Origin of the sequence: Variovorax sp. HJSM1_2 (genome assembly GCF_049316285.1) — a bacterium.
GTDB lineage: Bacteria > Pseudomonadota > Gammaproteobacteria > Burkholderiales > Burkholderiaceae_C > Rhodoferax_B.
Genome location: NZ_JBMOXA010000001.1, coordinates 247,826 through 266,142, shown reverse-complemented (window position 1 = coordinate 266,142; position 18,317 = coordinate 247,826). Strand labels below are relative to the sequence as shown.

The window sequence follows — 18,317 nt, the reverse complement described above, 5'->3', positions numbered from 1 at the left end:
GACCACGGTACGCCGTTCACCACCTGTCAGCATGTGAGGTGATCACAATGGCAACGCCAACGTGTTGTTATGGGCCGGTGCGCACCACCCGCGCGCCGTTACCCGAGCCATCAATACGCACTCTGTCGCCCACACGCAAGTTCGGGTCTGCGGCCTGTGTAATGCCTACGGCCACACCATCGTTGAGTTGCACGATGATGTGCTGGCCCGGCTGCTTCACTTGGTTCTTTTCGACCTGGGCACCGGCCACACCGCCGGCCAGCGCGCCCGCCACCGTCGCCACATCACGCCCAGTGCCGCCGCCAAACTGATGGCCCAATACACCACCGGCCACGCCGCCAATCACCGCGCCCAAACCCAGATGGGCTTCACTTTCAATCTGCACGGCGTCAATACGGTTGATACGCCCGTAGCGCACCTGCGCCTCGCCCGCCGCCGGGCCGGGCTGCGCACAGGCCACCAGCAGCGCCGTCAAGGCCAAGCCACACCCCCACTGCAACATCCTCTGAATCAACATGTCATGCATCCCTCTTGCAAAGACCGCCAATAAAAAACAGCAATGCCAGCTGATCGCCAGGCGCAAGCCTGGTTACTTCGCGCCCGCGCCGAACGGGATCACCACCGCCGCATAGACGTTCCAACCCTCAGGCCGGTTGGCCGCGTTGAACTCCCAATAAGCTTTGAGGTTGACGTACCACTTGCGCCCACCCACGGGGAAGAAGTAACCCACTTGTGGCCCTATGGCCGCCACACGGGACTTGAAGTCACCCAGCGTGGCGCCAGAGCCGCTGTCACCTGTGAGCTGGTTGTAGAAATAGCCCACCAGACCAACATGGGTCTGCGGCGTCACAAAATGCGAGGCGGCCCAGTCCAGGTGGGCGTCCACACCATTTTTGTAATCGGTATCCGAGTTCTTGAAGTTGTAGGTAAAGCCCAGCACCGCAGAAAACTCGTTGCCCTCCTTGGGGTTCAGGTAGGTGTAGCCACCACCCGCATCGAGCGACCAATGGTTGAGCCCAATGTTTGCCAGCCGCCCCTTTTGATAGGCCCCCACCGGGACGCCCATCATGCTGTAGACCATGGTGTTGTGCACACCCTGGTTCCACTTCAGCGAAGCCGTGGGGTACAGATCAGAACCGCCGCTGACAGATTCGCTGGTGCCGCCGCCCAACGCGCCGCCGTTCGGTCCGCTCAAGGTCGCATTCACACCGGTCTTCTCATGACCCACGGCGAAACCCATGCCCACGGCGGCTTGTGCACCAGCCACAGGCTCTTTGAAGGTGTATGTGGGTACGGCAAACAGCAGTGTGGCCTTGGCGTCCAATCCACGAGTCACTTTGCCGCCGTTGAGAAAATACTTGTCACTGCCAGCACTGGGTTGCGTGTGATAAAGCATCAGCGGCATAGACCAACCGGGCTCGGCGGGCGCTGCCGCAAAACTGCCCTGCTGCCCCGGAAGCCAGAAGCTCACGCCGCCTTCGTCTGCGAAAGCCGCCGGGGCGACAAGCATGCAGGCGGCCGCGGCGAGGATACGTCTCTTCATCTACGGATTCCTTTTGGACTGGCCAGCGCCGCCCACTCCAGGCCACACGCCGACACACGATTCACAAGGCTGACCCATCACTATACGAATCTCTGCAGAGCGGCTGGCGAAGTCATGGCTAGCGCTGCGGCAACCCTAAGCCTACCTCAGCCGCATGTACAGGGACAAAGGAATTTACATCCCTGAAAACAGAACGCAAATAAATGGCATAAAGGCAACACTAGCCCGACTGCAAAAGCAGGCAGGAATAAACAGCCAAGACACCTACGTCCGTCAGAGGCATGTGTTTAAGCAAGGCAGCGATGGAGGGCACATGGAAACTGCCGCCACTGACACCGGTTACGGCAGCGAAGTAAAACCGGTCAATCAAAAGGATGTGTCATGCATAAGCTGTTCTCGACCAGCTCGGCCACGCTGCTCACCTGCCTGCCACTGATGGCAGTGGCACAGGCCCACCCCAGCGGCGACGACATGAATGCCGCCAACAACCCGCTGACGCCGACCATTGGGGCCAATCTCCAGGACCAGTATGTGGGCCGCTCCTATGGTCTTGGCGACGCAGACAGCAACGCCTTGCTGTTTCGCGGCACTTTGCCCCACAAGCTGTTTGGCATGCCGCAAATTCTGCGTGCCACCATGCCGATGGTCACCACGGCCGATACCCCTTTGGCCGGTGGCCGCTACACCGGCGCGGGTGATCTCAACCTGTTCGACGTGTTTCATTTCAAGGCGGGTGGTGTGGAAGTCGGCGTTGGCCCGCAGTTGACGATTCCCAGCGCCAGCCGCGATCAAACCGGCACCGGAAAATGGCATGGTGCCGCAAAAATGGGGGCTGCTGGGTGGCTTGATCACCTGGCAAAAATCATTTGCCGGCGATAGCGACCGCCCGTCACAAAACACCGCACAAGCCCAGCCCTTTGTGATCTACAACTTGCCTGCGGGCTGGTATTTGCGCAGCTCGGGCACGACCAGCTTCAACCTGCGCAACGGTGACTACGCCATCCCCCTGGGCCTGGGTGCCGGCAAGATCTGGAAATCAGGCGGCACTACCTATAACTTGTTCGCGGAACCCCAATGGACAGTGGCACACGAAGGGCTTGGCCAGCCGAAATTTCAGGTATTCATGGGACTGAATTTGCAGTTCCCGCTCTAGCGGCTCGCCGTGTTGCATCGATTAAACGATATGCATCCACAGCATTGATTGTTGGTGCAATACAACTGGACACTTCTTTTTCTCAGCGCTAGGATGACTTAGCACTTTTCAGTTTCGCCGCGCATGTTTATCCACTTTGCTGAGCCTTCGCGCGGCCCATAGCCTTCACGTACAAGCAAGCCGCCACGCGGTAGCCATCGGTAGTTTTCACAAGACATTGGCGCAACCCACTTTGCGGGTTGCCATGTGGTCAGTACACGGCGACCAGAGACCCGCTCTTACCGGCCCCGCCAGCCTGACCAAACCGAAGCAGAAGGCGCCAAAGCCGGCGCAGATCAGGGGCGTGTTTCATCCTTTGGATGGGCAGGCAAATCTTTGGCAGTTGGTAGCGAAACAATAGAGGAGTTGTTCCATGGCAAATGCGATACCGAAAGCACGCCGCTATGCAAGCTTGATGCTTGCGGCGGCCGTGAGTTGTTGTACGTTGGCGTTATCGCCCGCCGTGCACGCCCAAGCGGCGAAGAAACCCAACATCCTGGTGATCTTTGGTGATGACGTGGGGCAAACCAACATCAGCGCGTATGCCGATGGCGTGGTGGGCTACAAGACGCCCAACATCGACCGCATTGCCAAGGAAGGCATGAAGTTCACCGACTACTACGCGGAGAACAGTTGTACCGCCGGCCGCTCCAGCTTCATTACGGGCCAATCGCCCAAACGCACGGGCCTGTCAAAGGTGGGGGCGCCTGGTGCACCCGTGGGCCTGCAAGCACGCGACATCACGATTGCAGAAGCCCTCAAGCCCTTGGGCTACGCCACCGGCCAGTTCGGCAAGAACCACCTGGGCGACAAAGACGAATACCTGCCCACCAAACACGGCTTCGACGAATTTTTTGGCAACCTGTACCACCTGAATGCCGAAGAAGAACCCGAGCGCCCTTATTGGCCAAAAGACAAGAACGACCCGTTCGTCAAGAACTTCTCGCCGCGTGGTGTGTTACACGCCATGGCCGACGGCAAGATCGAAGACTCTGGCCCGTTGACGAAAAAGCGCATGGAAACGATTGACGACGAAACCACCAGCGCCGCCATTGAATTCATGAAGAAACAAGTCAGTGCTGACAAGCCCTTCTTCACCTGGATGAACTTCACACGTATGCACATCTTCACCCATGTGCGGGAGTCCATGCGTGGCCAGGCTGGCATGCCTGGCAACGAATACGCCGACGGCATGATCGAGATGGACAACAACGTTGGCAAGATTCTCAAGGCCGTAGAGGACATGAAGATTGCCGACAACACCATCGTCGTCTTCACCACCGACAATGGGCCGAACCAGTTCTCCTGGCCCGATGCCGCCACCACACCGTTCCGCAGCGAAAAAGACACCAACTGGGAAGGTGCGTTCCGTGTACCGGCCATGGTGCGCTGGCCCGGAAAAATCAAGGCTGGTGAAGTCAGCACCGAGATGTTCTCTGGCATGGATTGGTTCCCCACACTGTTGGCTGCTGCGGGTGACACCACCATCAAAGACCGGTTACTCAAAGGCACGACGATTGGCAGCAAGAATGGCAAGGTGCACCTCGACGGCTACAACCAACTCGATCTGCTGACCGGCAAGTCGCAGAAAGGAGCGCGTGAAGAGTTCTACTACTTTGACGACGATGCCAAACTTGTCGCCATGCGCTACCAGGACTGGAAGATTGTTTTCTGCGAACAACGCGCCCCAGGCGGCATGCAGGTGTGGGCCAATCCCTTCACCTGTTTGCGCTTGCCCAAGATCTTCAACCTGCGTATGGATCCGTACGAACGAGCGGATGTGGTGTCTGACCAGTATTACGACTGGCTGGCAAAAAATGCCTACATCACGGAAATCGGCACACTGAAGGCAACCGTCTTCCTGGAAACCTTTATCGAGTATCCGCCCAGCCAGTTGCCTGCAAGCTTCAGCGTCGACCAGGTGGAAGACCGGGTCAACAAGATCATCGAACAGAAAATGAACGCGCAAAAAAAGTGATGCTGCGCAATTTGAAGTGACACAGGTGGGGGCGCTGAAACGCAAGTCCAGACGCCCCCGCCTTGCAGAACACATGCCCAGCGTGTGTTCTGCAAGGCGCATATCTGCAGCCAATGGGCGCACCGCCCCTGGCGCTTTCAAACCAACTCACTGGAAGACAGCCCTCTGCCCATGACCGTGGCCACCGCACCCCGCAGAAAAATCTCCGGCGAAACCGCGCCGTCCAGCCCTCCCGACCATGCGGCCATCCCCCGCGCCACCTCCATGGCATGGCCCGCCCTGCTGCTCTTTGCCTCCGGCCTGGCCGCGCTGGTCTACCAGGTGTTGTGGATCAAACAGCTATCGCTGGTGGTTGGTGTGGAGGTACACGCCGTGGCTGTGGGTATCAGCGCCTTCTTCGGTGGCTTGGCCCTGGGCGGCTGGCTGTTTGGCAAATACGCCGACCAGATGCGGCGCCCCTACCTGCTGTGTGCGGGCTTGGAAGCCGGCATCGCGCTGCTGGCTGTTGCGGCGACCTTTGCCCTTGGAGCATCGGCCGCGCCGTTTGCCTGGCTGGAAGAACATGCAAGCCTGGCCGCCTGGGTGCTGCCTATTGTGCTGGTGGCCCTGCCCGCGTGTTTGATGGGTGGCACGCTGCCAGTGCTCACGCGCGCGCTGGCGCCACAGGCGGACGCGCTGGGCGCAGCCGGTGGGCGGCTGTATGCGGCCAATACCGCAGGCGCCATTGCCGGCGCTCTGCTTGCCGCCTTCCTGCTGATTCCCGTTTTTGGCATACGTGGCAGTGCGCTGGTCGCGGCAGCCTTGAACCTGCTGATCGCCCTCGGCGCCTGGGCCGCTGCGCGGCGCGTGGCTGAAAACACGCTGCCACCAGTGTCGGCTGCCGGCACTGAAACCGCCGCTGGGACTGCAGCCCCAGCACCCCGCCCGGCGCGTGCCCGCCTGGCACTTGGTTTGTACGCCGTGGCCGGCGGGCTGGCCCTGGGCTACGAGGTGGTGTGGTCACAAGCCATTGTGCAGTTCATGAGTACACGCAGCGTGGCGTTTGCCATCGTGCTGGCCACTTATCTGGCGGGCCTGATGATAGGCAGCGCCTGGCAGGCACGCCGTGCGGATCAGATGCGTGACCCTTGGGGTGTATTTGGCCTGTTGATCGCCGCCGCCGGGCTGAGCGCCCTGTTGCTCATCGCCGGCCTGGGCGAATGGCTGCTCGAAGGCCAGGCGGCCGCTGCGTCGGCTGTCTTTTCTGCCACCGGCAGCGCCTTCGCAGCGATGTCGGCCCGCTTCACCGTCGCAGCGCTGTGCATTGTGTTTCTGCCCACGCTACTGCTAGGCGCCGCCTTTCCGCTGGCGGTACGGCTCACGGCCAAGGCCTCACGCGTAGGCCACGACGTGGGCAGCATCGTCGCCCTCAACACGGCGGGCGGCATCATAGGCACACTGCTGACCGGCTTTGTGCTTGTGCCTTTGCTGGGGCTGGTGCACAGCTTGGCGGCGTTGGCGGTGGCGGCAGCGGCCGTGGGCACCGTCGCCGCCTGGCAGGTGCGCAGCACGGCACCGCTGATGCGCTGGGCAACCCTGGCCGTCGCTGGTGTGGCGCTGCTCGCCGCCTGGGCAACACCGACCGACCGGCTGGCAACCCTGCTGGTTGCAGCGCGCGGCGGCACCCTGCTCAGCTACGAGGAAAGCCAGGGCGGCACGGTGGCGGTCGTGCAGCAGCAAGCCCAGGGCCACAGCTTCAAGCGGCTCTACATCCAAGGGGTTTCCAACTCGGGCGACTCCATGACCTCGCAGCGCTACATGCGGCTGCAGGCGCTGTTGCCGCTGATCATCCACCGTGAAGAACCTCGCTCGGCCCTGGTCATAGGTTTGGGCACGGGCATTACCGCAGGCTCGCTGCTGGCCTGGCCGGGGCTGGAGCAGCGCGTAGTGGCCGAGTTGCTGCCCGCCGTGGTGCGCGCCGCACGGCAGTTTGACGGCAATCTCGGCGTGGCCGGTTTGACCGGCGACGGGCGCATAGACATCCGTGTACGTGATGGTCGGCGTGAGCTGTTGCGGAATGTCGAACGCTACGACGTGGTGACACTTGAGCCACCACCACCGTCTGCGGCAGGTGTTGTCAACCTCTATTCCAGCGACTTCTACCGCCTGGCCGCCGCACGCCTGCAGCCTGGTGGCATCGTGGCGCAATGGCTGCCCTTGCCGACACAGAACCTGGAAGACAGTCAGGCGCTGGTGCGCAGTTTTCTGGATGTGTTTCCCCACGCCAGCTTGTGGAGCACCGAGCTGCACGAGATGCTGCTGGTGGGCTCGCTGGCGCCGCTGGTGCTGGATGCGCCGCGCATGAAGGCGCGTTTTGCGCAGCCCGAGGTCAGAAAGATTCTGCGCGAAGTAGGCATAGATTCGGCGGCCTCGCTGATGGCCACCTATGTCGCCGACCGCGCCGGGCTGGAGCGTTTTGCAGGTGACGCCAAGGCCGTGACCGACGACCGCCCCGGCATCGAATACGCATCCTGGGTACGGCGCGACGCCTTTCCGCAAACGCTGGATGCGCTTTACGCTCAATTGAGCGAGCCGCCACTGGAGGGCGCGGATGCAGCCTTCATCACCGACGTGAAGGCCGAACGCGAACGCCTCATCACCTTCTACAGCGCCGGCCTGCATGCCTATGAGGGCAACCGCGACGCCTGGACCGCGACCATACGCCGAGTGCTGGCTGCCGACAACCGCAACCCCTACTACCGCTGGTTTGTCGGCAACGGCACGCCACCACCGCCCGAACGCTGAAAGGAAGCAAGAATGTCCAGCCGCGACGATATCCTCGCTCTGCAAAAGCAGATGGCTAGCGCCATCATTGGCCAGGAAGCCATGATAGAGCGGCTGCTGCTGGGCCTGCTGGCCGACGGCCATCTGCTGGTGGAAGGCCTGCCAGGCCTGGCGAAAACACGCGCCATCAAAAGCCTGGCGAAACACCTCGATGCCAAACTCTCGCGCATACAGTTCACGCCCGATTTGCTGCCGGCCGATATCACCGGCTCCGAAGTCTATTTCAGCGAAGGCGGCAAGGGCGAATTCCGCTTCCAACAGGGGCCGCTGTTTGCCAACCTGATCCTGGCCGATGAAGTCAACCGCTCTCCCGCCAAGGTGCAGGCCGCATTGCTAGAGGCGATGGAGGAACGCCAGATCACGGTGGGCGGCAACACCCACAAGTTGCCCACGCTGTTCCTGGTGATGGCCACACAAAACCCTATCGAACAGGAAGGCACTTACCCCTTGCCCGAAGCGCAGATGGACCGCTTTCTGATGCACATCAACGTGGGTTATCCGCAAGGCGCTGCCGAGGGCGAAATCGTGCGATTGGCGCGCACCGAAGAATATGGCGCCGATGCCAGCAAGCCTGGCGGCAGCGCGCTAGCTTCGCTGGTGGTATCGCCCGATGCCATCTTCGCCGCACGTGCCGAGATCCATGGCGTACAAGTGAGCGAAGCGGTCGAAAACTACATCGTCGCCCTGGTCAACGCCACACGTGAGCCCAAGGCGCTGGACGAACAGCTCGCCAGTTGGATACAGGTGGGTGTGAGCCCGCGTGGCTCGATAGGGCTGGACAAAGTGGCGCGCGCCCACGCCTGGCTACAAGGGCGCGCTTTTGTTACACCGGAAGACGTGCAGGCGGTGGTGCACGAGGTGTTTCGCCACCGGCTGATCCTGTCTTACGAGGCACATGCGGCCCAGGTCAGCGCGGACAGCGTGATCGACCGCTTGCTCGCCAAAGTGGCCGTCGCCTAGCAGACATCAACCGGCAGCACCCCATGCGGCTCCATCTGGCAAGCCTCGCACGCAGCGGCAAACACCAAGCCGCAGGCTTGGGACCTGCGCCCGCCAACGCCCCGCGCGCGGGCGCTAGCGTACGCCCGGGCGTGTACGTCGATGCCGCTGCGCTCGCCAAGCTCGAATCCGCCGCACGTGATTTCGGCCTGCTGCCACGCCAGCCCGTGCACAGCCTGCTCTCGGGCCGCCACGCCTCCAAGGTGCGCGGCCGCGGCCTGGCCTTTGAAGAGTTGCGCCCTTACCTGTTTGGCGACGACATCCGCAACATGGACTGGCGCGTGACCGCGCGCACCGGTGTGCCACACGTGCGCGTCTACACCGAAGAAAAGGACCGCCCCGTACTGCTGCTGGTCGACCAGCGCATGAACATGTTTTTCGGCACTCGCCGCGCCATGAAGTCGGTGGCCGCCGCCGAGGTGGCCGCGCTGGTGGCCTGGCGCATGCTGGCCGATGGCGACCGCATAGGGGCGCTGGTCTTCGGCGACGACGAAATGACGGAACTGCGGCCACAACGCAGTCGCGACGCGGTGCTGCATCTGCTGGGCGAAGTGGCCCGGCACAACCAGGCGCTGCACGCGCAAGCCGCAGCGGTACGCGGTTCCGGCCAGTTGAACCAGGCCTTGCTACACGCCGCCCACCTGGCGCACCACGACCACCTGGTGGTGGTGGTCAGCGACTTTGAAGGCCGCGACGACCGCACCCGTGACCTGCTGTTGCAACTCAGCGCGCACAACGACTTGCTCGCGGTGCTGGTGCACGACCCTTTTCTCAGCAACTTGCCAACCTCCGGTGAACTGGTGGTGAGCAACGGCGAATTACAAGTGGAGCTGGGCCTGGGCCGCGACAAAATCCGCGAAGGCATTGCCGACTTTGTGGACGCGCAAAAGAGCGAACTGTTTGCCTGGCAACATGGCATTGGTGTGCCGCTGCTACCGGTGTCCGCCGCCGAAGACAGCGCCGCCCAACTGCGGCATCTGCTGGGGCGCTTGACGCCTGCAGCACAAAGGGGGCGGCGATGAGCACGCCCCTGCCAGGGGCGCAGAACGCAGCGCCCGCGCTCAGCCCCAAAGCCAGCGAGGCCCTCAGCGCGCTGAAAGATGTGATTGCACCGCCAGAAGTGCCATGGACGCCGCAAACGCCCGCCTGGGCCGTGCTCGGGGTGGTTCTGCTGCTCGCGCTGCTGTGGCTGGCCTGGCGCGCGTTGCGACGCTACCGCGCCAACCGTTACCGGCGCGAAGCCCTGGCCGAGTTGCAGCGGCTCGAACCCCAATGGGACGCCGGCGACCAGCCACGCACCCAAGCCTTGCTGGCGCTGGCCGCACTGCTCAAGCGCACGGCGCTGGCGGCCTGGCCGCGCGAAGAAGTGGCGGCCTTGAGTGGCGAAGCCTGGAGTCATTTTCTGCGCACCCACGCGGGATCGGCCAAAACCTCGGCGCCGACACTGGACAAATTGCTCATAGACACCGAGTACCGCGGCAGTGCCGCACTGGCAAACCTGTCGAGCAGCGACGCACGCGCGCTGGCACAGGCCTGCCGCCAATGGATCACCAGCCACCGTGTACCAGCTTGACCTTCCCTGGATGTTGGCCTTGTTGCCGCTGCCTTTGCTGGTGTGGTGGCTGCTGGCCGCGTACCGCGAGTCCAGCGCCTCGGTGCGCCTGCCGTTCTTTCATGAAATTGCCGACGCCGCGGGCCTGGAACCTTCTCAAGGCGCGGTGGTGCCACGGCGCAACTGGCTGCAATGGCTACTCGCACCGCTGGCCTGGGCCCTGGTGGTGCTGGCATTGGCGCGGCCGCAGTTTGTCGAGCCGCCGCTGGAGCGGGTGCTGCCCGCACGCGACCTGCTGCTGGCGCTGGACCTCTCGCAATCGATGGACAGCAACGACTTCAGAAGCCCCAGCGGTGCACGCGAAACCCGGGTGCGCGCAGTGCAGCAGGTGGTGCGCGAATTTGTGGCGCAACGCAAGGGCGACCGCATAGGCCTGGTGGTGTTTGGCGAAGCGCCCTACCCGCTCGCCCCGTTCACCATGGACCACGAACTGGTCATCACCCTCATCGACGGTGTGTTGCCCGGCATGGCGGGCCCACGCACCGCGCTGGGTGACGCGCTGGGCCTGGCCATCAAGATGTTTGATGAAAGCAAGGCCCAGCAAAAAGTGTTGATCGCACTGACCGATGGCAACGATACCGCCAGCAAGATGCCGCCCGCACGCGCCGCCGAAATCGCCAGGGACCGTGGTGTGGTGGTGCATACCGTGGGCATTGGCGACGCCAACGCCACCGGCGAAGACAAGGTGGACCTGGAAACACTGCGCACCGTGGCCAGCACCACCGGCGGCACTTTTCACTTCGGTGGCGACCAAAAGCAGTTGCAGGAGATTTACGCCGCGCTCGACAAGATCACGCCCGAGAACCAGAAGGTGTTGTCATGGCGACCAAAGATAGAACTCTTCATGTGGCCGCTGGGTGCGGCGGTTGGCCTGGTGTTGGGGTACCACGTCCTGATGCTGCTCTACACCATGTGGCGGCGTTTGTGGCGCGGCTTGCACGCGTCAAAAGGCACATCACCCGCAGCGGCCACAACGACTGAGCGGAGCGCCTGATGAATGACCTCATGGCGCAGTTGTTGGACCCGCTGAGCCCCATGCTGGAGCAGTTTCACTTTCTGCGCCCGATGTGGCTGCTGGTGCTGGTGCCGGCGCTCGCCATGCTGCTGATGTTTGTCTGGCGCGATGACGTGCGCCGCCGCTGGCAGGGCAGGATTGCGCCGCACCTGCTCGACGCGCTGGTGGTCGACCGGCGCCGCCGTTGGCGCATTCAACCCGTGCACCTCACCGTGGCCATGCTCGCACTCGGCGCCGTCGCTTTGGCGGGCCCGACCTGGCGGCAAGAGCTGCCGCCGTTTCTGGAAGAAAAAGCACCGCTGGCGATTGCCATTGACCTGGGCCGCAGCATGGATGCAATTGACGTGAGCCCGACGCGGCTGGAGCGCGCCAAGCTCAAGGTGAAGGCCTTGCTCGACCGGCGCGACGGCGCCCGCACCGCCCTTTACGCCTACGCCGGCTCCACCCATCTGGTGATGCCACTGACCGACGACGCCAAGCTGCTGCAGACCTTTGTGGACGCCTTGCAGACACGCATCATGCCGGCCCAGGGCAAAGACACGGCACTGGCGCTGAAGAGCATTTCCGATGCACTCGCCAAAGAAGACACCCCCGGCACGATTCTGTTCATCACCGATGGTGTGGAGCCCGCAGCCATCGCCGCCTTCAAAGCCCAGGCCGCGGCCGACGGCGCCCTGCCGGTGGTGCTCGCCGTGGGCACTACGCAAGGCGGACCGGTGCGGCAAGTGGCAGCAGACGGCAGCAGTGACGGCGGTGGTTTTGTGCAAGGCCCGGGCGGCCAGCGCTTGTTCACACGGCTCGACATGGCTGCACTGAACCGGCTGAAAAGCGAGGCCGACATTCCACTGGCCACACTCACCCCAGACAGCGACGACGATGTGCGCTGGGTGCAACGGCATGTGCAATCACACCTGGCGCAAAAGCAGGCCGAGGCGCATGCGCGCTGGAAGGACGAAGGCTGGTGGCTGTGTATTCCGATTGCCTTGCTCAGCGCGCTGTGGTTCCGCAAAGGCTGGACCATCCGCTGGGCCACAGGCTTGTTGCTGGCCTGGGGTTTGGCCGCGCAGCCATCAGACAGCCTGGCGGCGGAGCCAGCAGCGCCGGCAGCCTCCGCCGCAGTATCAGCCAGCCCTGCACAAGGATGGAAACAATGGTGGCTGGACTTGTGGCTCACCCGCGACCAACAAGGCCGCCTGGCGTTTGACCGTGGCGACTACGCACGCGCAGCGGCGCAGTTCGACGACCCGCTGTGGCGCGGCATCGCGCTCTACCGCGCAGCTCGCTACCCGGATGCGGTGCAAAGTTTTGCGCTCATCGATTCGGCAGCGAGCAACTTCAACCAGGGTAATGCGCTGGCCCACCAAGGCCAGTTTGTGGCCGCCGTTCAGCGCTACAACCAGGCCCTGGTGCAACGCCCACACTGGCCCGAGGCGGCGGCCAACCTGGCGCTGGTGCAGGGCTTGATTGCGCCCGACAAAAAGCAAGACAAAAACGACGACGACCAGGAAAAAAAGCCGAACAAGGGAGATGAAATCAAGTTTGACGGCAAGGACGACAAAGGTAAACAGCAAACGCTGGTCGCCACCCGGCAATCGGCCGACACCTGGATGCGCGCCATACAGACCAGCCCTACCGATTTGTTGGCTCGCCAGTTCCAGTTGCAGCACCAGCAGCACAACACGGCATCACCTGCGGCCCCGGCTGCGCCACGCAAATGATGCGCCTGGGCCTCTTCTGCTGGTTGTTTTTTTGCATGGCGGTCGCCCACGCTGCCGGACCGCTGGCGCGGGTACATGTACTCGGCAAACAGCCGGCATTGGTCAACCAGCAGATTCGCTTCGAGGTGGAAATCCTCGCGCCCAATTACTTCACCTCGGCGCCGCAGTTTCCTAACATTCAGATCCCCGGCGCCATCGTCACCATGCCCGATGAAAGTGGCCAGAATGCGGTGGAGAAGATAGGCACTGAGACCTACGCGAGCATCACCAAGACCTATGTGTTTGCAGCGCAGCAAGCGGGCGACTTCGTGCTGCCGCCGCTGGTGGTGAAGTTCACCTACGGCGGCGACGAAGGCAAACCGATGCAGGGCCAGGTGAAATTGCCGCCCACCAAGATCAGCGCCAAGATACCCGAGGGTGCGGCCGCCACGCCGGGTGGCGCAGTGCAGCCGGTGGCCAAGGTCACCATCCAACAAAGCTTCGACCGCGCGCCGGCCGGCAAGGCATTTGAACTGCAGGCCGGCGACGCCTTGGTGCGCACGGTCAACACCTATGCCGAGCTGACGCAATCCATGATGATCCCGCCGCCGAAGATCGACGCCCCAACAGGCGTACGTGTGTTCGCCGCCGACCCCAAACTCAACGACATCACCAAAGACCGCGTGGGCTTGGTCGGCGGGCAGCGCACCGACAAGATCACCTACGTGTTTGAGAAGACCGGCAGCTACACCCTGCCCGCCGTGGATGTCGGCTGGTTCAATGCTGCAACCAACAAATCAGAAACCGCTGAAGCACCCGCCGTCACGGTGATGGTGGCGGCGCGCACCGCGGGTGACGCGATTGCGCCCGAGCAGGCCCCTGCCCCGGTCGTGCAGCAAAAACCCGACCCGTTCTGGCGGCACATTCGCTGGACGCAGTGGCTGGAGTCGGCGCTGGCGCTGGTGGCGCTGGCATTTGCCGCGCGCTGGCTGGCACCTCGGATGCGCGCCTGGCGCGAAGCCGCACGCCAGCGCCGGGCGGCCTATGCCAGCAGCGAACCTGCCTTGTTTGAAGCGGTGGTGCAGGCATTTCATGGCGGCAAACCTGCGGCGGCTTATGCAGCGGTGATGGTCTGGTCGCGCCAAGCTTTGGGCGCCAGCGTCGCGGCCTGGAGCGGGCAAATGCAGGACAGCGAACTCACAAACCAGTGGCGCGACTTTGAGGCAGGTTTGTTCAGCCACGCCGCGCCCACCGAGGCGGCATGGCAGGGCGATGCGCTGCTCAACGCCTTGCGCGCCACACGCAAGCGCTGGCTGGCGTCTTCGCAAGCCCGGGCCGAAAAAGGCAATGGACTGCCCACACTCAACCCCGGCGTGGCATCGCGCGGGTGAACAGACAGCTCAGCATGGCAGCGGCGCTACCATAGCCCAACACCATTGTTTGGCCGTTGCGGCTGTTGAGACCCCTATGTTGATCGTTTTGGGCGGCCTGCCCGGCACCGGCAAAACCAGCATCGCACGCGAAATCTTGCTGCGCTGCGCGGCCGCCTATGTGCGCATAGACGAAATTGAGCAAGCGCTAAAAGCCGCGCAAGTTCTGGCTGGGGACGTGGGGCCTGCGGGTTATCTGGTGGCTTATGCGCTGGCGCGCTCCAACCTGCAACTCGGGCAGACTGTGCTGGTGGATGGCGTGAACCCATTGGCCGTGACGCGCGAAGCCTGGCGGGCGGTGGCGGCCGACACGGCCAGTGTGTTGCTGGAAGTTGAAATCATCTGCTCAGACGCCGCCGAACACCGGCGCCGCGTGGAGCACCGCACGGCCGACATCGTGGGCCATGTGCTGCCCACGTGGACGGCGGTCAGCACACATGACTACACGCCCTGGACCACACCACGCCTGGTCATAGACACCGCAACGACCAGCGCCAGCGATGCGGCCTCATTGATTCTGCGCCAGCGGCATTAGCCCACGCTGCTCCACATCGGCCCCGCGCCGCAGAAATACAAATACCACCACGGCGGTGAGTACCGTGATGGCCGCGAGCACCAGCATCAGCGTGGCGAAAGCGGCGTCGTAGGCGCGCAGCACCGTTGCCAAAGCCTGCCCCGGCAACAAAGCCGCTGCAGCCTGCAGGTTGCCAGCCGCCAACTCTTGCGCGGCCAGCGCGGCGGCGGGCGCGTATGCCCCGGCGCCTGCCAACTGCTGTGCCGTTAACGCCGACAGCAGCGCGCCCACCAGAGCCAAGGCCAAGCCCTCGCCCGCCACGCGGGTGGTGCTGAAGATACCCGTGGCCATGCCCGCGCGCTCACTCGGCACCACGCTCACGGCCAGGCCATCCATCAAACCCCACGGCAGGCTGATGCCTACGCCTATCAAGGCCATGGGCAGCAGTGCCCGCGAGCCGCCGCCAACCTGCGACAGCCACACCAGCCCGGCAGCAGCCATCAACAAACCGGCACCGCAAATGCTGGCGGGCGCAAAGCGGCGCGCCAGCCAACCGGCCACCAGGGGCAAGACCACCAAGGGTGCCGACAAGGCCATCATCCAGCGCCCGGCTTCGCCCACCGGCACACCCTCGACACCGATGAAGCGAATCGGCAGCAAAACCAACAGCACCACGTAGGCATAGGCCGGCGCGGCGGCGAGCAACTGCACGCCGACAAAACGCGGGTAGCGAAACAGCGTGAGGTCTAGCATGGGCCGCTGAGCCCGGCGCTCGATGCGCACAAACAGCGCGAGCAATGTCAACGCGCCGAGCAGCATCCACAACGTGCCGGGGTGCGCCCAGCCGAGCGCCGGGGCCTCCAGCACGCCGCAGGTGAACAGCGTCAACGCGGCTGTGAAGCTGATGGCGCCCGGCCAATCGAGTGCCTGCGCCTGCGGGTCACGCGACTCGTGCATGCTGCACCGCGCCAGCGCCCAGGAGACGACGGCGCAGGCGATCACCAGCACAAAAATGGCACGCCAGCCAAACGCCGCCGTGAGGCCGCCAGCGGCGATGGGGCCCAGCGTCAAGCCCAGGCCGAAGCTCGTGCCCAACAGGCTGAAGGCCTGCAGCCGCGCTCGCCCCGCAAACTCCTGGGCCAGGGCTGAGGCGCCTCCGGCAAAGATCGCCGCACCGGCAACGCCCTGCACTGCACGCAACAGGTCGAACAGCAGCAGGCTGGGCGCAGCCACCAGTGCGGTTGACGCCCCCACAAACAGCAGCAGCCCGGCCATGAAGAGGCGCCGCCGGCCATGCCGGTCGGCCAGGGCGCCGGCCACCATCAAGCAACTGCCAAAGGCCAGCATAAAGGCGTTGGTGACCCAGGCCAGCGCCACCGGCGAGCCGCCCAGCGCTTGCGCAATGTCGCGCAGCGCCACGGCCGGGCCGGTGAAGGTCATGGGCATGGCGGCGGAAGCCAGGCACACGCCAGCGAGCACTTTGCGTTGCCGCAGCCGCTCGCCCGGGGTTGAAACTTGAAACGTTTGGCTCATCGCGGAATGCCCCGAAAAAAGAAGTGGTGACGATAAGCGCGCTTTAATAAAGAATAAACAGGCTTTAAATCCGCTTAATCAGGACAAATTTTCTTTAATCAAACCTCACCTGTATGGACAAACTCCACGGCCTGATGGCCTTTGTGAAAACCGCCGACCTCGGCAGCTTTGCCACTGCGGGGCGGGTGCTGGAGATTTCTCCCTCGGCCGTGGGCAAAGCCGTGGCGCGGCTGGAGCAGCAGTTGGGCGTGCGGCTTTTTCAACGCAGCACGCGCCGCCTGCAGCTCACCGAAGAAGGCCGGTTGTTCCACGAGCGCTGCCGCCGCATCCTCGACGACCTGGACGATGCGCAATCCATGCTGTCGCAAGCGCGAGAAACGCCGCGCGGCAAATTGCGGGTCAGTGCACCTATCGTGGCCTACCATTTTTTGCTGCCGCTGGTGCCCGAGTTCGTGGCGCGCTACCCCAAGATCGAGCTGGACTTCGATTTCAATGACCGCATCGTGGAGCTGATTGAAGAAGGTGTGGACGTGGCCATTCGCACCGGTGACCTGCCCGACTCCAGCCTGGTGGCGCGGCCGCTGCGCCACTACCGGCAACGCATCTGCGCATCTCCGGCGTATTTCAAAACCCACGGCACACCAGCCACACCACGCGCGCTGGAGCAACACGCGGCGCTGCGGTTTCGCTTTCCCAACTCGGGCAAGTTGCTCGAATGGCCGTTGCCGCGCGCCGCCAGCGAGCCCGAGCTGCGGCTGCGCACAGCACTCACTTGCAACAACATGGAAGCCCTGCGCGGCGCCACGCTGCGCGGCCTGGGCATTGCATGTATGCCCGACTTTCTGGTGGACGATGCGGTGGCCGACGGCCGCCTGCTGAGCCTGTTTGAAGACCAGCTAGGGATTGCCGGGCAGTTTCAAGCGATATGGCCTTCGAGCCGGCATTTGTCACCCAAGGTGCGGGTGTTTGTGGACCACCTGAGCCAAGCCTTGCGCTAAGCCTTCATCTATCGCTTGTTTTCGACCAGATTCGGCAGAGCCTTGAGACGTTTCCCCAGCGCCGACAATTCTTTGGTGGCCACTTCCAAGGCTTGCCCCAACCAAGGCTCCGCGCCGCTGGCGGCACGCCCCAAAATCGCCAGGCGGCTTTGGTCGCGCGAGGCCAGCAGGCGGCGAAACACCACGCCCTCGGGTGCCTGTATGGCCAGCGAAGCCGGCACGATGGCCACGCCCAAACCACAGGCCACCAAGGCCAGCACGCTGGAGAACTGGCTGGCCTCGTGGCGGATGTCGGGCGTGAAGCCGGCCTCTTCGCACAAGGCGGCCGTACGGTCGAAGTAGTCGGCCATGCGGTGCCGCGCAAAGGCGACAAACTGCACCTGGGCGGCTTGTATCAGGGCAATCGGCGCACGGGTTTTGGCCAGCGTGTGGGCAACCGGTAGCGCCAGGCAAAAAGGGTCGTCGATCACGGCCAGCAGTTGGGGTTGCGGGGCGCCGGGTTGGCGTGCCAGCGCCGCGCTGCCAGGGCGCGCAAAGCCCAGGTCGATTTCATCGTTGCGCAGACCCTGCATTTGCTGCGAGGTGATCATCTCGCGCGCCTGCACACGAATGCCAGCGCCGCCCTCCAGCGCGCGCAGGCGCTGCAAAAAGCCGGGCAGCAATACGTGCAGCGACGACGGCACCATGCCCAGCCGCAGCACCGCACCCGCGCCGGCCTGGGTTTCACGCGCACGCGTGGCGGCCTCCTGGGTACGCGCCAGAATGGCCCGCGCATCGCGCAGAAATGATTCGCCCGCCACGGTGAGCCGCACACCACGCGGCAAGCGCTGCAGCAGCGGCACGCCCACCTCTTCTTCCAACTGGCGCAACTGGGCCGAAAGCGGCGGCTGGGCCATGAAGAGCTTCTCGGCCGCGCGGGTCACGCTGCCCAGCTCGGCGGTGGTGACGAAGTAGCGCAGGTGTCGTAGTTCCATGGCGGCAAT

At 63.7% G+C, this 18,317-nt stretch carries 16 protein-coding genes; 12 read left to right on the top strand and 4 right to left on the bottom strand.

Annotated features, from left to right (window positions below; genetic code table 11):
* Nucleotides 1–67: 67 nt before the first annotated feature.
* Both ACFQ95_RS01195 and ACFQ95_RS01190 read right to left on the bottom strand, forming a co-directional pair.
* The gene (locus ACFQ95_RS01195) at nt 68–517 is read right to left on the bottom strand and encodes a glycine zipper 2TM domain-containing protein (RefSeq protein WP_422828957.1); all 450 of its coding nucleotides are present in this window, start codon (nt 515–517) and stop codon (nt 68–70) included.
* A 72-nt stretch (nt 518–589) separates the two neighbouring features.
* Nucleotides 590–1,543, bottom strand: a complete 954-nt coding sequence (locus tag ACFQ95_RS01190) for a SphA family protein (protein ID WP_422828956.1) — start codon at nt 1,541–1,543, stop codon at nt 590–592.
* 381 nt (nt 1,544–1,924) lie between these two features.
* Here ACFQ95_RS01190 and ACFQ95_RS01185 point away from each other — a divergent pair, with 381 nt between their 5' ends.
* The 11 genes from ACFQ95_RS01185 to ACFQ95_RS01135 all read left to right on the top strand — a co-directional run bounded on the left by ACFQ95_RS01185 (nt 1,925) and on the right by ACFQ95_RS01135 (nt 14,824).
* The gene (locus ACFQ95_RS01185) at nt 1,925–2,422 is read left to right on the top strand and encodes a hypothetical protein (RefSeq protein WP_422828955.1); all 498 of its coding nucleotides are present in this window, start codon (nt 1,925–1,927) and stop codon (nt 2,420–2,422) included.
* Nucleotides 2,355–2,696: a hypothetical protein gene (locus ACFQ95_RS01180; protein WP_422828954.1), complete on the top strand. Its 342-nt coding sequence runs from the start codon at nt 2,355–2,357 to the stop codon at nt 2,694–2,696. Before ACFQ95_RS01185 ends, ACFQ95_RS01180 begins: the two co-directional genes overlap by 68 nt.
* Before the next feature lie 412 nt (nt 2,697–3,108).
* The gene (locus ACFQ95_RS01175; protein ID WP_422828953.1) at nt 3,109–4,713 is read left to right on the top strand and encodes an arylsulfatase; all 1,605 of its coding nucleotides are present in this window, start codon (nt 3,109–3,111) and stop codon (nt 4,711–4,713) included.
* Between the two features lie 171 nt (nt 4,714–4,884).
* Entirely contained in the window at nt 4,885–7,497 is a 2,613-nt protein-coding gene (locus tag ACFQ95_RS01170) for a spermidine synthase (protein ID WP_422828952.1), read from the top strand.
* 12 nt (nt 7,498–7,509) lie between these two features.
* Nucleotides 7,510–8,496, top strand: coding sequence for an AAA family ATPase (locus ACFQ95_RS01165; RefSeq protein WP_422828951.1), 987 nt, complete (start codon nt 7,510–7,512; stop codon nt 8,494–8,496).
* A gap of 23 nt (nt 8,497–8,519) precedes the next feature.
* Nucleotides 8,520–9,557 (top strand): DUF58 domain-containing protein, encoded by a 1,038-nt coding sequence (locus ACFQ95_RS01160; protein ID WP_422828950.1) that lies wholly within the window; start codon nt 8,520–8,522, stop codon nt 9,555–9,557.
* Nucleotides 9,554–10,108 (top strand): DUF4381 family protein, encoded by a 555-nt coding sequence (locus tag ACFQ95_RS01155; RefSeq protein ID WP_422828949.1) that lies wholly within the window; start codon nt 9,554–9,556, stop codon nt 10,106–10,108. Before ACFQ95_RS01160 ends, ACFQ95_RS01155 begins: the two co-directional genes overlap by 4 nt.
* The gene (locus tag ACFQ95_RS01150) at nt 10,095–11,141 is read left to right on the top strand and encodes a VWA domain-containing protein (RefSeq protein WP_422828948.1); all 1,047 of its coding nucleotides are present in this window, start codon (nt 10,095–10,097) and stop codon (nt 11,139–11,141) included. The genes ACFQ95_RS01155 and ACFQ95_RS01150 overlap by 14 nt, the downstream gene beginning before the upstream one ends.
* A complete protein-coding gene (locus tag ACFQ95_RS01145) occupies nt 11,141–12,880 on the top strand; it encodes a VWA domain-containing protein (protein ID WP_422828947.1) in 1,740 nt (579 codons plus the stop codon). The genes ACFQ95_RS01150 and ACFQ95_RS01145 overlap by 1 nt, the downstream gene beginning before the upstream one ends.
* A 35-nt stretch (nt 12,881–12,915) precedes the next feature.
* The gene (locus ACFQ95_RS01140) at nt 12,916–14,250 is read left to right on the top strand and encodes a BatD family protein (RefSeq protein WP_422828946.1); all 1,335 of its coding nucleotides are present in this window, start codon (nt 12,916–12,918) and stop codon (nt 14,248–14,250) included.
* Nucleotides 14,251–14,326: 76 nt separating this feature from the next.
* A complete protein-coding gene (locus ACFQ95_RS01135; RefSeq protein ID WP_422828945.1) occupies nt 14,327–14,824 on the top strand; it encodes an AAA family ATPase in 498 nt (165 codons plus the stop codon).
* Here the strand turns inward: ACFQ95_RS01135 and ACFQ95_RS01130 are convergent.
* Complete coding sequence (locus ACFQ95_RS01130) at nt 14,798–16,336, bottom strand: MFS transporter (protein WP_422828944.1); 1,539 nt, start codon at nt 16,334–16,336, stop codon at nt 14,798–14,800. The two genes, ACFQ95_RS01135 and ACFQ95_RS01130, sit on opposite strands and share 27 nt — an antisense overlap.
* Before the next feature lie 113 nt (nt 16,337–16,449).
* Between ACFQ95_RS01130 and ACFQ95_RS01125 the strand changes: the two genes are divergently transcribed.
* A complete protein-coding gene (locus ACFQ95_RS01125; RefSeq protein WP_422828943.1) occupies nt 16,450–17,334 on the top strand; it encodes a LysR family transcriptional regulator in 885 nt (294 codons plus the stop codon).
* A gap of 8 nt (nt 17,335–17,342) precedes the next feature.
* On the opposite strand, the gene ACFQ95_RS01120 is transcribed toward ACFQ95_RS01125, so the two are convergent.
* Entirely contained in the window at nt 17,343–18,308 is a 966-nt protein-coding gene (locus ACFQ95_RS01120; RefSeq protein WP_422828942.1) for a LysR substrate-binding domain-containing protein, read from the bottom strand.
* Nucleotides 18,309–18,317: the final 9 nt, after the last annotated feature.

Bases quoted from the DNA above. Each gene is read 5' to 3' on its own strand.
- ACFQ95_RS01195 (WP_422828957.1), bottom strand. From the start codon at position 517: ATGTTGATTCAGAGGATGTTGCAGTGGGGGTGTGGCTTGGCCTTGACG.
- ACFQ95_RS01190 (WP_422828956.1), bottom strand. From the start codon at position 1,543: ATGAAGAGACGTATCCTCGCCGCGGCCGCCTGCATGCTTGTCGCCCCG.
- ACFQ95_RS01185 (WP_422828955.1), top strand. From the start codon at position 1,925: ATGCATAAGCTGTTCTCGACCAGCTCGGCCACGCTGCTCACCTGCCTG.
- ACFQ95_RS01180 (WP_422828954.1), top strand. From the start codon at position 2,355: ATGGTGCCGCAAAAATGGGGGCTGCTGGGTGGCTTGATCACCTGGCAA.
- ACFQ95_RS01175 (WP_422828953.1), top strand. From the start codon at position 3,109: ATGGCAAATGCGATACCGAAAGCACGCCGCTATGCAAGCTTGATGCTT.
- ACFQ95_RS01170 (WP_422828952.1), top strand. From the start codon at position 4,885: ATGACCGTGGCCACCGCACCCCGCAGAAAAATCTCCGGCGAAACCGCG.
- ACFQ95_RS01165 (WP_422828951.1), top strand. From the start codon at position 7,510: ATGTCCAGCCGCGACGATATCCTCGCTCTGCAAAAGCAGATGGCTAGC.
- ACFQ95_RS01160 (WP_422828950.1), top strand. From the start codon at position 8,520: ATGCGGCTCCATCTGGCAAGCCTCGCACGCAGCGGCAAACACCAAGCC.
- ACFQ95_RS01155 (WP_422828949.1), top strand. From the start codon at position 9,554: ATGAGCACGCCCCTGCCAGGGGCGCAGAACGCAGCGCCCGCGCTCAGC.
- ACFQ95_RS01145 (WP_422828947.1), top strand. From the start codon at position 11,141: ATGAATGACCTCATGGCGCAGTTGTTGGACCCGCTGAGCCCCATGCTG.
- ACFQ95_RS01140 (WP_422828946.1), top strand. From the start codon at position 12,916: ATGGCGGTCGCCCACGCTGCCGGACCGCTGGCGCGGGTACATGTACTC.
- ACFQ95_RS01135 (WP_422828945.1), top strand. From the start codon at position 14,327: ATGTTGATCGTTTTGGGCGGCCTGCCCGGCACCGGCAAAACCAGCATC.
- ACFQ95_RS01130 (WP_422828944.1), bottom strand. From the start codon at position 16,336: ATGAGCCAAACGTTTCAAGTTTCAACCCCGGGCGAGCGGCTGCGGCAA.
- ACFQ95_RS01125 (WP_422828943.1), top strand. From the start codon at position 16,450: ATGGACAAACTCCACGGCCTGATGGCCTTTGTGAAAACCGCCGACCTC.
- ACFQ95_RS01120 (WP_422828942.1), bottom strand. From the start codon at position 18,308: ATGGAACTACGACACCTGCGCTACTTCGTCACCACCGCCGAGCTGGGC.